We start from the raw sequence: 13949 nt of genomic DNA, 5'->3' as shown, positions 1-13949 counted from the left end.
TAACGATCTCGGTCGAACGGAAGTGTGGCCTCGGCAACCGGGATGCAGCCGGCCGTCACTCGGACCGCAACCGGCGCGCTCCGATCGTGATGGCATGCTGCGCCGCCTCGCCACCCTCGCCGCCGGTGTCCTTCTGGGGCTCGGCCTGCCCGTCCCCGCCCGGGCGGCGACCGTCGCCTGCGGGCCGGCGGCGGACAGCCCGCGCTGCACGGTGTGGATGGGCCGGGTGGCCTGGGTGCCGGACGGCGACACGCTGATCGTCACGGTGAACGGGACGAAGACGGCCCGGTCCATCCGGCTGATCGGGGTGCAGGCCATGGAGCAGCACACGTACTCGCCACGGCCGGCGAACCGGACCGGCGAATGCCACGCCCTCGAAGCGACAGCCCGGGTCGAGCACCTGGTGCGGGCCGGTGGCGGTGTCGTGCGGCTGACCGCGCAGGACGCGCGGAGCACCAGCCGCGGCCGGCCGCTGCGGTCCATCGCCGTGCGGATCAACGGTCGCTGGGTCGACATCGGACAGGACCTGATCAAGCGGGGGTACGCGTTGTGGCTGCCGTTCGCCGGCGAGTGGGCGTGGGACGCGGCGTACGCCCGCGCCCAGGCGACCGCGTCCACCCGTTCGACCGGGATGTGGAACGACCACTACTGCGGGACGGGGCCGGCGGCCTCGATGACCGTGTGGGCGAACACCCAGGGTCACGAAGGCGAGTTCGTCCGGATCGGGAACACCGGCCGCCGCGCGGTGGACCTGACCGGGTGGTGGGTGCGCGACTCGGGGCTGCGGCGGTACACGTTCCGGCGGGGAACCGTGGTGCCCGCCGGTGGGCACGTGTACGTGCACGTGGGCAAGGGCCGGGACACCGTCACCGACAGGTACTGGGGGCTCAACGGCCAGATCTTCACCAACCCCGACCCGGCGCGACACGCCCTGGGCGACGGGGCCTACCTCTTCGATCCGCAGGGTGACCTGCGCGAATCGTTCCTCTACCCGTGCCCGTTGCGATGCGCGAGCCCGTTGACCGGCAAGGTCACCCTCCGCCCGGAGAACGGCGCGATCGCGCTGGTGAACACCGGCTCCGCCGCGGTGAACCTGCAGGGCCACATGCTGGTGGCCGAGCGGTGGCAGCACCGGTTCGACGAGAAGACGCTGCTGCAGCCGGGGGAGGCGCTGTCCTTCGCCCGGCGGCCCACGATGCGGTTGCAGACCGCCGACATGTGGACCGTCGCCTCCTACAGCGACGCCGGGCCGGGCTCGCCGTTGCGCCAGTGACGGCGGCACAGCACCCGGTAGGAGACCGCCGACGTCTCCGAGGTGTCACCGACCGCGACCTGCTCGCCGGCCCGGGCCACCTGGCCGTCGACGAGCCGCGCGTTCTGCCGGCCCGGGCGGCCGCACCAGCAGGTCACCTCGACCTGCAGCGGGACGATCACGTCGGCCAGCTCGACCAGCCGCTGCGCGCCCGGGAACAGCCGGGACAGGAAATCCGTGATGATCGCGTAGCAGTCGATGTCGACGCCCATCTCGTCCGCCGCCCAGGCGAGCTGCTCCACCTGCTCCGGGCTGAGGAACTGGGCCTCGTCGGCGATCACGAACCCGCCGGACGGCACCTGCTCGGCGACCAGCGCGGTCAGATCCATTCCCGGATGCACCTCGACCGCGTCCGCGGTCACCCCGAGCCGCGACGACATTATCCCCTCGCCCGCCCGGTCCTGGCTGGTCAGCAGCACCCCGGGACGCCCGGCCTGGCGACGGTTGAACGCGTTCTGCAGAGCCAGGGTGCTCTTGCCGGAGCCCATCCGGCCGGTGAACAGGGTGAGGGTGCCGAAGACCGGGGCCAGCGCCGGCTGCCGGGTGGCGAGAACGGTCGCCGCGGTGACCGGCATCAAATCGGGGCCTCTTCCTGTCGTCGTCCACCCCACCCGTTCGGGGCGCGGCCGGTACACGCTACCTGGTGAACGAACATCCGGTTACCGCCGGTCGACGGGGCCGCGTCCGCCGATCAGGCGACCACGGCCCCGTCGATCCGGACTACCGGTCGGCCGTCAGGCTCTTCTTGTGCGCGGTGACGGTCTCGGCGCGCTCCCGCTCGAACGGATCGCCGTACGCCCGGATGGCCCGGCGGGCGAACGCCTGCTGCTGCGTGGCCACCCGCTCCGAGCGGCCGCGCCCGATGAAGCTGACCGCCCAGTGCAGCACCGCGGTCACCCGGTTCTTGAAACCGACCAGGTAGAACAGGTGCACCGCGACCCAGACCACCCAGGCCGGGAAGCCCGACAGCCGCACCTTGCCGATGCTGGCCACCGCCGAGAACCGGGAGATCGTCGCCAGGCTGCCCTTGTCGAAGTACTTGAACGGCTGTCCGGTCTCCTTCCCGGCGAGCCGCCGCTTGATCTGGTCGGCGGCGTGCCGGCCGCTCTGGATGGCCACCTGGGCCACCCCGGGCAGCGGCTTGCCGTCCGCGCCGGCCAGGTTCATCATGTCGCCGAGCACGAAGATCTCCGGATGTCCCGGCACCGAGGTGTCCGGCGCCACGAACATCCGCCCGGCCCGGTCGGTCTTCGCCCCGGTCGACTCGGCCAGCTGGCGGGCCAGCGGCGGCGCGGCCACCCCGGCCGCCCACACCTTGGTGATCGACGGGATGCGGTGCCGGCCCTGCGGGTCCTCCACGTCGATGCCGGTCGAGTCGACGCCGACGACCTTGGTGTTCAGCTTCACCTCGACCCCGAGCTTGGCCAGCTGGCGCTGCGCCCCGGCCGACAGGTGGTCACCGAACGTGTTCAGCACCGCCCCGATCGCGTCGACCAGGATGATCCGGGCCTGCCGCGGGTCGATGTGCTTGTACTGCCCGGGCAGCGTCCGGTGGGCGAGCTCGGCGATCTGCCCGGCCAGCTCGGTCCCGGTCGGCCCGGCGCCCACCACCACGAAGGTCAGCCAGCGCTGGATCTCCTCCGGGTCGGTGTGCAGGTCGGCGACCTCGAACGCGCCGAAGATCCGGGCGCGCAGCTCCAGCGCGTCGTCGATGCTCTTCATGCCGGGCGCGTGGTCGGCGAACTCGTCGTTGCCGAAATACGACTGCGACGCCCCGGCCGCCACGATCAGCGTGTCGTACTCCACCGTGTAGTCGACGCCCGGCCCGTTCACCGAGACGACCTTGTTCTCGGTGTCGACGGCGGTCACCCAGCCGAGCCGCACGTCGACGTTGTCCTGCCGCTTGAGCACCTCCCGGATCGGCGGCGCGATCTCCCCCTCGGACAGGATCCCGGTCGCCACCTGGTAGAGCAGCGGCTGGAAGAGGTGGTACGCCGTACCGTTGATCAGGGTGATGTCCACCGGAGCCCTGCGCAACGCCTTGATCGCGAAGAGCCCGCCGAACCCGGCTCCCACCACGACCACACGATGGCGGCGACCTGCTTGAGTCATAGCCCGCTCCTGTTCCCAGTCTGTCCGCTTAGTACAGCGCACTTCCGCATACCCGTATGCCGTGAAGATGACCACTTCACGTGCGGTTTCTCACCTCGGCCCGCATTGAGCACTGTGAGCGCGCCACGCTGAGGCCCGGCTGAGCGCGGCGCCCGGCGCGGATCGCCGCCCACCGGCTGGACAGGCCATCCACCACCGGTTGTTCCGTAGGTCACCCGGCACCGCCCATCCCACCTGCGGCGCCGCACGACCACAAGACCCCGTGGACCGTGCGGGCGAGGGTGGGGAAGGATTTCCCGGATGGAGGAGACCGTGGCTGAATCGCCGAGAGTGCTGGGGATCTCGTGGGGGCGGATGGAGGTCGAGGGGCTGGCTGAGGGCAAGGATTTCAAGCTCTAGCCGGGCGGTGGCCGCGTCGCCGTCGGTGGGCTGTTCCACTCCACGTGCTGACCGGCCAGGTCAGTGGGCGGCACCACGGGTCGGTCCGGGTCCGTGGTCGAGAAGCAGGCGGCGCGTCGTCGAATTCCGGGTCGCGCGCGGGTTCGCCGCGGCACACCTCCTGACGGTGACGATGCGCCAGGATGGCGGGCGTTCGCGTCGGCCGGGTCGGGGCTGCACCACAAGATCTGCCACGTGCTGGGCGGGACCTTCGGGCTGCCGCACGCGCAGACCCACGCGGTGCTCCTGCCGCACGTGCTGGCGTTGAACACGGCGTACGCCGGCGATCGGGTCTCGGCGATCGCCGCGGCCCTGGGCGCGCCGCGGACCGGGAGCACCGCGAACGCCGCGCTGGCCGGTCTCGCGACCGCGGTCGGGGCACCGCGTTCGCTGAACGGGATCGGTCTGCGCGAAGCGGACATTCCGGAAGCGGTGGATCTGATCATGCCGGTCGTGCCACCGTCGAATCCGGCGCCGGTCACTCCGGCGATCCTGGACGCCCTGTTGCGGGCCGCGTGGCGGGGTGGTCCACCGGAGTCGCCGTCGGATCGAACCATGTAACAAGGGCGATGTAGGTTACCTTCGCCCGGTTCGACTGGAGGGGGAAACGTGACAACGTCCGTGGAACGGCCGGCCGCCGCCGAGGCCGCGCCGGTGAGCTCGGCGTTCACCGCGCGGGAGCGGTGGGTGCTGCTGGTGGCGAGCGCCTGGCTGGTGATCGGCCTGCAGCTCGACGCATATGCGCACGCCACGACACCGCAGCTGGAGACGTTCTGGACCCCGTGGCACGGCGTGCTGTACTCCGGGATCGCGGCGTCCGGCTTCACCCTGCTCTGGATCATGAAGGCGCGGCTGCCCAGCATCCCGACCTACCAGAGCCTGCTGGCGCTGCCCAACGCGCTGCGCCTGCCCCTGGCCGGCATGGCGTCGCTGCTGGTCGGCGGCGGCGTCGACACGCTGTGGCACAACATCTTCGGCATCGAGAAGAATCTGGAGATCTTCGTCAGCCCGAGCCACGAGCTGATCATCCTGGGCATGGTGCTGGTCGCGATGGGCCCGGCGCTGATGACCGCCACCGAGCCGGGTCGCCGGCTGGGCACCGGCGGCGCGTTCCTGGTGGCGATCTCCGCGCTGTTCGCGGTGCTGCCCCTGCACATCTACTCGCTGCACGCCAGCGCGCTCGGTTTCCACCACCTCGGCACCGGGGTGCGGGTGCCCAACGTCTTCTCGGTCGACGGCCAGCTCGTGCACGGCTACCTGTTCAGCACGGTCCTGCTGCTCGTCCCGATCCTGATGATCGGCCGTCGCTGGCCGCTGCCGATCGGCCTGCCGGCCGCGCTCGTCGCCATCCCGGCGCTGCTCATGCACCTGATGTTCGACTCCGAGGCGCCCTGGTGGCCGCAGCTGACCGTGGCGATCGCCGCCCCGGTCGTCGAGCTCGCCCTGCGCGTGGCGAACCGTCTGGTGACGCTGCCGGTCACCGGCCGCTGGGTCGCCCTCGGGCTGATCGCGCCGCCCGCCGTCTGGGGCGCCGTGCTGCTGGTCGGCAAGATCCAGACCGGTACCGTCGGCTGGAACGTGCACATGGTCACCGGGCTGCTCACCCTCGTCGCGCTGACCGGCGCCGGCACCGTGCTGGTCACCCGCAGCATCCAGTTCCTGCAACGTTCGTGACCCCGATGCGCCCGCTCCGGTGGCTGACCGTGGTGCTGACGGCCGCCACGGCGGTCCTGCTCACCACGGCCGGCCCCGCCGCGGCGCACGCCGGCGGGCTGGTCGCCACCGACGCCCGCAGCCGGGTGGTGACCGTCACACCGGCGGTCCCGGGACTCACCGTGACCGCCATCGAGGACGGCGCCAGACTGCGCCTGACAAATCGGACACCCGGGCCGGTCACGGTCACCGGCCGCCCCGGGGTCGTCGCCCCCGGCGACACTCTCACCTGGGCAGACCCGAGCTTCACCCCGGAGGGCAAAAAGATCGCTTCCGGCCGTACGCAGGATTGGACGCTGACCCTGGACGCCGGCGGCACCGCCGTGACGGTCAGCGGCATCCTGATCGGCGAACGCCCGCCGGACCCGTGGCCCTGGTGGGCGCTCGCTATCGTGGCGGCCGTGGCCATCCCCGTGATCGCACGTCGCCTCCACCGGGGCGACCTGCTGCTCTGCGCGGCCGGCACGGTGGCGATGGCCGCGTCGATCGGGCACGTCGCCGGGTCCACCCTGGCGGTCGAGTCGGCGCCGCCGCTGGGCACCTTTCTCAGCGCCGCCGGGATCAACCTGCTGGCCTGGCCGCTCATCCTCGGCGGGGCGGTGACCACACTGCGCGGCCGGCCGGCCGGGCTGCTCGCGGTCTGCGCGGGCGCGGCGCTGACCGCGGTCTTCGTCTTCCCCGACGTGACCGCGTTCCACCGGGCAGTGCTGCCGTTCGCCGGGCCGGCGGTGGCGGAGCGGGCCCTGGTCGTGCTCGCGCTGGGACTGGGCGCGGGCGTCGCGGTGGCCGGAGCGTCGGTGCTGAGAACGTTGGCGCAGCGGGCGGAGGCGGTGGCATGAGAGTGGTGACCGCGGGTCTGCTGCTGGTGGCGGCGGCGCTCCTGACCGTGCCGGCGATGCTGGCGATGCAGGTGCTGGCCTCGGCCGGCAGCCTGGTCTCGGTGGGCGCGCTGTCGGCGGCGTTCGTGCTGGTGGTGGCCTCCGGATCGATCGCGCTGTTCGTGCAGCTCGCGCTGCTCGCGCTGACCCGGCCGGTGGCCGGGTCGCCGGCGGGTCCGGTCGGTGGGGCGCCGGCCGTCGGATCGCCGCCCATCGCTTCGGCGTCCGTCGCTCCGCGGTCGGTCGCTTCGGCGCCCGCCGACGCCGGCTCGTCGTCGCCGGTGCTCGAGACGCGGCCGCGGTGGGCCGGGTGGCGGGCGGTGCGGGTCATGCCCTTCCTGCTGGCCGCGCTCACCCTGCTGCCCGGGTGCACCGCCGCGCCGGCCGCGCCGGCCGCCGCGCCCGCCGCCTGCGGGCCGACCACGCCGGGCGAGGTGCAGGCCGACGCCGCCCTCCGCGACGGCACGGCGCAGCCCGCGCCGCACCGGGTGAGTGTGGCGCTCGGCAGCCGGGTGCGGCTCGGCGTCACCGTCGACACCGCCGCGCAGATCCATGTCCACGGATACAACCTGGAGTACCAGGTGCAGCCCGGCCAGCCGACGTGCATCGTGTTCGTGGCCTCGCAGGCCGGGCTCTTCGACGTCGAGGCCCACCCGGACACGCTGCTGCTCCAGCTCGAAGTGCAGTGAACCCACCCGCTTCCGGCCCGGCCCCGCTCGCCCACGGGGTGGGCAGCTCGTCCGACCTGCCGCTGCCGCTGGACCTGGTGCTGCAGGCCGGGGCGGCGACCGTGGTGCTGTCCTTCCTGATCGCGGCGGTGCTCTGGACCCGGCCCCGGCTCGGCGGCGGCACGGTGCGCGCCGTCCGGACGGCGGGCTGGCTGCCGGTGCTGCGCCTGGTCGTGCTCCTGCTCGCGGTCTACCTGGTCGGCGACGCGTTGGCCGGGCCGGGCGAGGACGAGAACCCGGCGGCCCGCGCCCTGTTCGTCTGGCTGTGGGTCGGGATCATCCCGGTCAGCGTGATCTTCGGGCCGGTGTGGCGGGCGGTGAACCCGCTGCGGACCCTCTTCCGCCTGCTGCGGCTGCCGCGCGCGGGACTCCGGCCGCGACCAGCGTCCGGTGCCTGGCCGGCGGCCGGGTGGCTGCTGGCGTTCGTGTGGTTCGAGCTGGTCGCGCCGCACCGGACCGAGCCGGCGGTGATCGGCGGGTGCCTGCTCGGCTACGGGATCGTCCAGCTCGGGATGGCCGCGGTGCGGGGCGAGGAGTGGTTCGGGCGCGGCGACTGCTTCGAGGTGTACTCCGAACTCGCCGGGCGGCTCAGCCCGGTGCGGTGGCGGCGGCCGCTGACCGGGCTGGCCGCCCCGCTGCCGGTGACGCGCGGGCTCGCGGCTTTCGTGGCGGTGTGGTGGGGGTCGACGATCTTCGACAGCGCCTCCGGGTCACCGGTCTGGGCCGGATTCGTGCAGCGGGCGGGGCACGGCGCGGTCCTGGCGACCGGGGCGTTGCTGCTGGTGTGCTCGGGGGTGCTGCTCGCCGTACGCAGGATCGCCGGGAAGTGGGACGTGACGGCGTCGCTGATCCCGATCGCGGTGGGGTACACGCTGGCGCACTACCTGTCGCTGCTGATCGTGGAGGGCCCGCGCGGGTTCCTGCAGTTGATCCACCAGTGGGGGATGGGCGGCGGGCCGGCCGGGAACGTGGCGCCGATCCCGGGGGTGATCGCCGGCGCACAGGTGGCGTTGATCCTTGCCGGACACGTTCTGGGCGTGATCGTGGCGCATGATGCGGCGCAGGTCGCCGGCTCGGTGGCACCGGTCGCCGTGGGCTCGGGTGCTCCGGCCGGCGCCCCCGGTGGCGGGTCCGTCGTCTCCGGTGGGCCGGTTGCCGCCGGAGCCGTGGCCGGGCGGGCGGCGCTGGGCACGCTGGCGGACGAGTTCCCGCTGGTGCTGTTCATGATCGGGTGTACCTGGGCGGGGCTGTTCCTGCTGTTCGTGCGCTGACCGCCGGGCTGCCAAGGGATCCCCGGAAGGTGCGGTTCCGGTCACGATTCGTACATCTGATCTAATCATGCGGTAAGGTGCGGACATGAGCGTCGATGTCGGTGATGACGACGGGTCGCAGGTTCCGCCCGCGCTGAAACAGCTAACGCCGAAACAGCAGCGCATCCTCACGGTGATCCGGGACTCGGTGCGGGACCGGGGCTTCCCGCCCACCGTCCGGGAGATCGGCGCCGCGGTCGGGCTGGTCTCGCCGTCCTCGGTCGCGCACCACCTCAAGGTGCTGGAGCGGCACGGCCTGTTGCGTCGCCAGCCGAACGGTTCCCGCGCCGTCGACGTGCGCACCGCGGACCCGGCCGTCACCATCCCGGTGCTCGGCGACATCGCCGCCGGCGTCCCGATCCTGGCCGAGCAGCACGTCCTCGACCACCTCACCGTCTCCGCCGGCATGGTCGGCCACGGCACCCTGTTCGCCCTGAACGTCAAGGGTGACTCGATGATCGACGCCGCCATCTGTGACGGCGACGTGGTCATCGTCCGCCAGCAGCCCGTCGCGGAGAACGGTGAGATCGTCGCCGCCATGCTCGACGGCGAGGCCACCGTCAAGACCTTCCAGCGGCGCAACGGCCACATCGAGCTGATCCCGCAGAACCCGAACTATGCGGTCATCCCCGGCGACGACGCCACCATCCTCGGCAAGGTCGTCTCGGTCATCCGCCGCCTCTGACCGTCACCGGGACCCGGCGGCCCGGCTGCCGCCGTCCTCCGCTGCGCCCCGGAGGGCCGCGGCGAGGTGGTCGCGGGTCTCCGCGTCGAAGGCGACCAGGCGGATCCGTTCGACCGCGGTGGGCGTGCCGGTCAGGGTGGCGACGGCGATGCGGGCGGCCTCGCCGGGAGGGCCCGCGCGGCGCGACGGGGGGCTGGACGTACCCTGGCGGCTGTGAACCCGCTGGACGCTGTCGCCGCCGCGTTCTCGGCCTGGGTCACTCCGGATCTGCCGCTCTACGGCCTCGACCACGACCGGGCCGACTTCGCGCCCTGAGCCGCCCACCGGCCGGCTGTCCGACCCGGGAGTCTCCCCGGGCCGGGTGGCCGCCGCATGGTCCGGTTCCGGTTCCGTCGCGAAACGAAAGAGCGCATGTCCGCACTTCGCACCCTGCTCCGTGCCCCGCACGTCCGCCGTCTCCTCACCGCCAGCCAGGTCGGCCGCCTGCCGATGGCGTCCGCCCCGCTGGCCCTGCTGCTGTTCGCCCGGGAGTCGCACAGCCTCGCGCTGGCCGGGCTGGTCGTCGGCGCCTACACCGCCGGGATGGCGGTCAGCGCCCCGATTCTGGCGCGGATCGTCGACCGCTGGCGCCAGCCACCCGTCCTCTGGGGCTCGGCCCTGCTCTCCGGGGCGGGCTTCCTGCTGGTCGCCGCCGGTGGCCACGCGACCGGGGCGACGATGGCCGGCGCGCTGCTCGGCGGGCTCGGCACCCCGCCGCTGGAAGCCTGCCTGCGCGCCCTCTGGCCGGATCTGGTCGAGGCGGACGTGGTGGCCGCCGCATACACCCTGGACATCGCGGTGCAGGAGGTCATCTATGTGACCGGGCCGCTGGTCACCCTGCTGGCCGTGGCGGTCGCCGGTCCGCCGGCCGGGCTGGTCGCGGCCGCGCTGCTGCAACTCGCCGGGGTGGCGCTGTTCGCGTCGACGCCGGTGGTCCGCACCTGGCGCGGGGTGGCGGCGGTCCGGCACTGGGCCGGGCCGCTGCGGGTGGGCCGGTTCGTGCTGATCCTGCTCGGCGTCGTCGGCGCCGGCGCGGCGATCGGCAGCCTTCCGGTGGCGGTCACCGGGTATGCCGAGGCGGCCGGGAACCGGTCGCTGAGCGGCTGGCTGCTCGCCGCCGAGGCGGCCGGCGCGCTCACCGGCGGCCTGCTGTACATGCGTGCCCGCCCGGGCGGCCGGTCCCGGCTGCCGCTGGTCACCGCGGGTCTGGCGGCCGGTTTCCTGCCGCTGCTCCTGATGCCCGGCCCGGCGGCGATGGCGGTGCTGCTCGCGGTGGCCGGGCTGTCGCTGCCGCCGGTACTGACCGCGGTGTTCCTGACCGCCGACCGGCTGACCCCGGCCGGCACCGCCGTCGAGGCGTTCGCCTGGGTGATCACCGCTTTCACGGTGGGCAGCGCGGCCGGTGCGGCGATCACCGGGCCGCTGGTCGGTGACTCCGTCCGGTACGGGTTCACCTTCGCCCCGATCGCCGGCCTGCTCGCCGTGGCGGCGATGTCCGCGGTCGCCTACGGCCCGGGCGGTCGACGATCCGCCGACCACCCCTCGCCGAGCGGCCGGGGAGGGTGACGAGCAGCCGGTCGGCCCCGCCGAGCGGCCGGGGAGGGTGACGAGCAACCGGCCGGCTGTCGCTGGGCGTCCCGGGAGGTGACCCCGGGGCGCCGGTGACACGCCCGGTGCCCGCGGATCGCCGGTGACACGCCCGGTGCCCACGGATCGCCGGTCCGCCGCGATGTCGGCGGGCCGGCACGGTGCGTGACGTCCGTCCGGAATGTGGGATGACCCACGCCGCCGGAGCGATGCCAAATGTCTGACTTACGGCGTATTGTGACGTGGGAGAGCGGAAACCGGGCCCCCGCACCGGTGCCTCATGAGGCTGATGCGGCTAACGTTCCGGTGTGGCTAAGGGATCTCTGGCGGTGCTTGTCGGCATTCTCGTGCTCGCGTTGCACGTCGGTCTCGGCCTGCTCGCCGCGCACCGGCTGTGGACCGGCTCCGACGACCCGCACCAGTGGATGTATTTCTACGGCACCGGCGGCTGCTGCATCGCCCCGGTGACCGGCGCGGTCGGGGCCTTCCTGACGAACAATCCGCGCTTCAAGGCGATCGGCATCGGCATGATGACCGGGGTAGCGCTGGCCCTGATCGCCGCCACGGTCGGCTGGGCGATCAACTTCATCCCCTCCTGGGCCTCATGACCGGGGAATCAGGCCGACCGTCCTGATCGGGAAACCGCCCGCCGCAACCGTCGGGGGCTAGCATTGGCAGCCGGTGGAGCCGGCGGATTCCCCCTGCCCCGGGGCTCGCACCGGGTGACACGCGGCCATGGGTGGTGGGGGAATGCTTACCGATGAGCACACCGTTCTGCTGTCCCCGCCCGACGTCGGGGATCTGGAGCTGGAGTACGTCACCGCCGCCCTGCGCTCCGGCTGGATCGCCCCGGCCGGCCCGGACCTGGACCGGTTCGAGGCGGAGATCGCCGACCGGGTGGGTGTGCCGCACGCGGTGGCGCTCACCTCGGGCACGGCGGCGCTGCACCTGGCCCTGCTCGGGCTCGGCGCCGGCCCGGGTGACGTGGTCGTGGTGCCGACGCTCACCTTCGTGGCGACCGCGAACGCCGTCGCCTACACCGGTGCGACCCCGGTCTTCGCCGACTGTGATCCGGACACCGGCAACCTCGATCCGGACCTGCTCGACGCCCTGCTGACCGAGCTGCGCGCCGAGGGCGCGCGGGTACGGGCGGTGATGACCGTCGACCTGTTCGGCAGCTGCGCCGACTACGACCGGATCGGGCCGCTGTGCGACCGGCTCGGCATCCCGGTCGTCGAGGACGCCGCGGAGGCGCTCGGCGCCACCCGTGCGGGGCGGGCCGCCGGGTCGTTCGGCCGGGTGGCGGCGCTGTCCTTCAACGGCAACAAGGTGCTCACCACGTCCGGGGGCGGCATGCTGCTCACCGCGGACGGCGGGCTGGCCGAGCGTGCCCGGCACCTGGCCGGACAGGCCCGGTTGCCGGTCACCCACTACGAGCACGCCGAGATCGGTTACAGCTATCGTCTGAGCAACATCCTGGCCGCACTGGGCCGCGCCCAGCTGCGGCGGCTGGACGAGATGGTGGAGCGCCGGCGCGCCCTGCACGACGCGTACGCCAAAATCTTCTCCGATGTCGACGGCGTGACCCTGCCCGCCGACGCCGACCCGGGCTCGAACCGCTGGTTGACCAGCATCGTCGTCGATCCGGAGCGGGCCGGCTGGCAGGCCGCCGAGCTGGCTGCGCATCTGGCGGCGCGCCGGGTGGAGACCCGGCCGGTGTTCAAGCCGATGCATCTGCAGCCGCTGTTCGCCGGCGCCCGGGCCGCGCTGACCGGCGCCGCCGAGCGTCTGTTCCGCAACGGGCTGCTGCTGCCCAGCGGCTCCGCGCTCCGTGACGACCAGGTGCGGCGGGTGCTCGACGAGATCGCCGACTACATGGGTGACCGCCGATGAAGCCGCGGCCGCCGGGGCGCGGCACCGACACCGTCCAGCGCGCGATCGACGTCGTCGCCGCCGGGGCCGGCCTGGTCCTGCTCTCCCCGGTGATCACCGTGGTCGCCGGCGCGGTGGCGGCCGGCCTGGGCCGTCCGGTGCTGTTCCGCCAGCAGCGCCCGGGCCTGCACGGCCGCCCGTTCACCCTGGTCAAGTTCCGCACCATGCGGGACCTCGACGAGCGGCGCGGCCTGGTCACCGACGCCGACCGGCTGACCGGGCTGGGCCGGGCGCTGCGCGCCACCAGCCTGGACGAGCTGCCCACGCTCTGGAACGTGCTGCGCGGCGAGATGAGCCTGGTCGGCCCGCGGCCGTTGCTCATGCAGTACCTCGACCGGTACACGCCGGAGCAGGCCCGCCGGCACGAGGTGCGGCCCGGCATCACCGGGCTCGCGCAGGTGAGCGGCCGTAACGCGGTGAGCTGGGAGGAGCGGTTCGCGATCGACGTCTGGTACGTGGACCACCGCTCGCTCGGCCTGAACCTGCGGATCCTGGCCCGCACCGTGCGCCTGCTGCTGCGCCGCACCGGCATCACCGCCCCGGGGGAGGCCACCATGCCGCTGTTCCTGGGTAGCGACCGTGCCTGAGCCCCTCGTGATCGTCGGCTGCGGCGGTCACGGCCGGGAGATCTTCGGCGTGGTGGCGGCGGTCAACGACGCGGGCGGCGGCCCGTGGAAGGTGCTGGGTTTCCTCGACGACGCCCCGTCGGAGGCGAATCTGCGCGCCCTGGACCGGCTCGGGTCCGGCTGGCTCGGCCCGGCCGCGCTGCTCGCCGGGGTCGACGCCCACTTCGTGATCGGGATCGGCGATCCGCGGGTCCGGGACGGGGTGGCCGCCGCGCTGGAGCCGTCCGGGCGGCCGGCGGCCCGGCTGGTGCACCCGGCGGCGACCGTGGGCCCGGACACCGGCCTGGCCGAGGGGGTGGTGCTGTTCGCCGGGGCCCGGGTCACCACGAACGTCACCCTGGGCCGGCACGTGCACCTCAACCAGAATGCCACGGTCGGCCACGACTCGGTGCTGGACGCCTGCGTGCAGGTGAATCCGCTGGCCGCGGTCTCCGGCGACTGCCGGCTCGGGCGCGCGGTGCTGATCGGGACCGGCGCGGTGGTGCTCCAGGGCCGGTCGGTGGGTGACCGGGCGACCGTCGGGGCCGGCGCCTGTGTGGTCCGGGACGTCGAATCGGGCCGGATCGTCAAGGGTGTACCGGCAGGATGA

General features: G+C 73.3%; 14 protein-coding genes. 12 read left to right on the top strand and 2 right to left on the bottom strand.

Annotation, left to right across the window (positions count from 1 at the left end; all coding sequences use genetic code 11):
* The first annotated feature begins 94 nt into the window (after positions 1-94).
* Positions 95-1273 carry a lamin tail domain-containing protein gene (locus tag ACSP50_RS27205; RefSeq protein WP_014692517.1) on the top strand — a complete coding sequence of 393 codons (1179 nt, stop codon included), beginning with the start codon at positions 95-97 and terminating at the stop codon, positions 1271-1273.
* Here the strand turns inward: ACSP50_RS27205 and ACSP50_RS27200 are convergent.
* Positions 1234-1887 (bottom strand): thymidine kinase, encoded by a 654-nt coding sequence (locus ACSP50_RS27200; protein ID WP_014692516.1) that lies wholly within the window; start codon positions 1885-1887, stop codon positions 1234-1236. The genes ACSP50_RS27205 and ACSP50_RS27200 overlap by 40 nt on opposite strands.
* A 145-nt stretch (positions 1888-2032) precedes the next feature.
* Positions 2033-3424, bottom strand: coding sequence for an NAD(P)/FAD-dependent oxidoreductase (locus ACSP50_RS27195; protein WP_014692515.1), 1392 nt, complete (start codon positions 3422-3424; stop codon positions 2033-2035).
* A 633-nt stretch (positions 3425-4057) separates the two neighbouring features.
* On the opposite strand from ACSP50_RS27195, the gene ACSP50_RS27190 reads away from it, so the two are divergent.
* From ACSP50_RS27190 to ACSP50_RS27135, 11 genes are all read left to right on the top strand, one after another.
* Complete coding sequence (locus ACSP50_RS27190) at positions 4058-4423, top strand: iron-containing alcohol dehydrogenase (RefSeq protein ID WP_014692513.1); 366 nt, start codon at positions 4058-4060, stop codon at positions 4421-4423.
* A 48-nt stretch (positions 4424-4471) separates the two neighbouring features.
* A complete protein-coding gene (locus ACSP50_RS27185) occupies positions 4472-5536 on the top strand; it encodes a hypothetical protein (RefSeq protein ID WP_014692512.1) in 1065 nt (354 codons plus the stop codon).
* Between the two features lie 5 nt (positions 5537-5541).
* On the top strand, positions 5542-6414 hold the full coding sequence (locus ACSP50_RS27180; protein ID WP_014692511.1) for a hypothetical protein: 873 nt from the start codon (positions 5542-5544) through the stop codon (positions 6412-6414).
* Positions 6411-7142, top strand: coding sequence for a hypothetical protein (locus ACSP50_RS27175; RefSeq protein ID WP_014692510.1), 732 nt, complete (start codon positions 6411-6413; stop codon positions 7140-7142). Before ACSP50_RS27180 ends, ACSP50_RS27175 begins: the two co-directional genes overlap by 4 nt.
* Complete coding sequence (locus ACSP50_RS27170) at positions 7139-8452, top strand: hypothetical protein (RefSeq protein WP_014692509.1); 1314 nt, start codon at positions 7139-7141, stop codon at positions 8450-8452. The genes ACSP50_RS27175 and ACSP50_RS27170 overlap by 4 nt, the downstream gene beginning before the upstream one ends.
* Before the next feature lie 85 nt (positions 8453-8537).
* Complete coding sequence (gene lexA, locus ACSP50_RS27165; RefSeq protein ID WP_014692508.1) at positions 8538-9176, top strand: transcriptional repressor LexA; 639 nt, start codon at positions 8538-8540, stop codon at positions 9174-9176.
* A gap of 411 nt (positions 9177-9587) precedes the next feature.
* Positions 9588-10781, top strand: coding sequence for an MFS transporter (locus ACSP50_RS27155; protein ID WP_155123637.1), 1194 nt, complete (start codon positions 9588-9590; stop codon positions 10779-10781).
* 329 nt (positions 10782-11110) lie between these two features.
* Positions 11111-11410 carry a hypothetical protein gene (locus ACSP50_RS27150; protein ID WP_155123636.1) on the top strand — a complete coding sequence of 100 codons (300 nt, stop codon included), beginning with the start codon at positions 11111-11113 and terminating at the stop codon, positions 11408-11410.
* A 142-nt stretch (positions 11411-11552) separates the two neighbouring features.
* Complete coding sequence (locus ACSP50_RS27145) at positions 11553-12695, top strand: DegT/DnrJ/EryC1/StrS aminotransferase family protein (protein WP_014692504.1); 1143 nt, start codon at positions 11553-11555, stop codon at positions 12693-12695.
* A complete protein-coding gene (locus tag ACSP50_RS27140) occupies positions 12692-13321 on the top strand; it encodes a sugar transferase (protein WP_014692503.1) in 630 nt (209 codons plus the stop codon). The genes ACSP50_RS27145 and ACSP50_RS27140 overlap by 4 nt, the downstream gene beginning before the upstream one ends.
* A complete protein-coding gene (locus ACSP50_RS27135; RefSeq protein ID WP_043512278.1) occupies positions 13314-13949 on the top strand; it encodes a NeuD/PglB/VioB family sugar acetyltransferase in 636 nt (211 codons plus the stop codon). Before ACSP50_RS27140 ends, ACSP50_RS27135 begins: the two co-directional genes overlap by 8 nt.

The sequence above is a fragment of the Actinoplanes sp. SE50/110 genome, assembly GCF_900119315.1.
Lineage (GTDB): Bacteria > Actinomycetota > Actinomycetes > Mycobacteriales > Micromonosporaceae > Actinoplanes.
Note: the sequence above shows the minus strand (reverse complement) of the source record. Positions and strands in the feature narration are given on the sequence as shown.

Excerpts from the sequence above, each read along its gene's own strand:
- ACSP50_RS27140 (WP_014692503.1), top strand. The coding sequence starts at position 12,692 with ATGAAGCCGCGGCCGCCGGGGCGCGGCACCGACACCGTCCAGCGCGCG.
- lexA (WP_014692508.1), top strand. The coding sequence starts at position 8,538 with ATGAGCGTCGATGTCGGTGATGACGACGGGTCGCAGGTTCCGCCCGCG.
- ACSP50_RS27205 (WP_014692517.1), top strand. The coding sequence starts at position 95 with ATGCTGCGCCGCCTCGCCACCCTCGCCGCCGGTGTCCTTCTGGGGCTC.
- ACSP50_RS27145 (WP_014692504.1), top strand. The coding sequence starts at position 11,553 with ATGCTTACCGATGAGCACACCGTTCTGCTGTCCCCGCCCGACGTCGGG.
- ACSP50_RS27155 (WP_155123637.1), top strand. The coding sequence starts at position 9,588 with ATGTCCGCACTTCGCACCCTGCTCCGTGCCCCGCACGTCCGCCGTCTC.
- ACSP50_RS27180 (WP_014692511.1), top strand. The coding sequence starts at position 5,542 with ATGCGCCCGCTCCGGTGGCTGACCGTGGTGCTGACGGCCGCCACGGCG.
- ACSP50_RS27200 (WP_014692516.1), bottom strand. The coding sequence starts at position 1,887 with ATGCCGGTCACCGCGGCGACCGTTCTCGCCACCCGGCAGCCGGCGCTG.
- ACSP50_RS27195 (WP_014692515.1), bottom strand. The coding sequence starts at position 3,424 with ATGACTCAAGCAGGTCGCCGCCATCGTGTGGTCGTGGTGGGAGCCGGG.
- ACSP50_RS27175 (WP_014692510.1), top strand. The coding sequence starts at position 6,411 with ATGAGAGTGGTGACCGCGGGTCTGCTGCTGGTGGCGGCGGCGCTCCTG.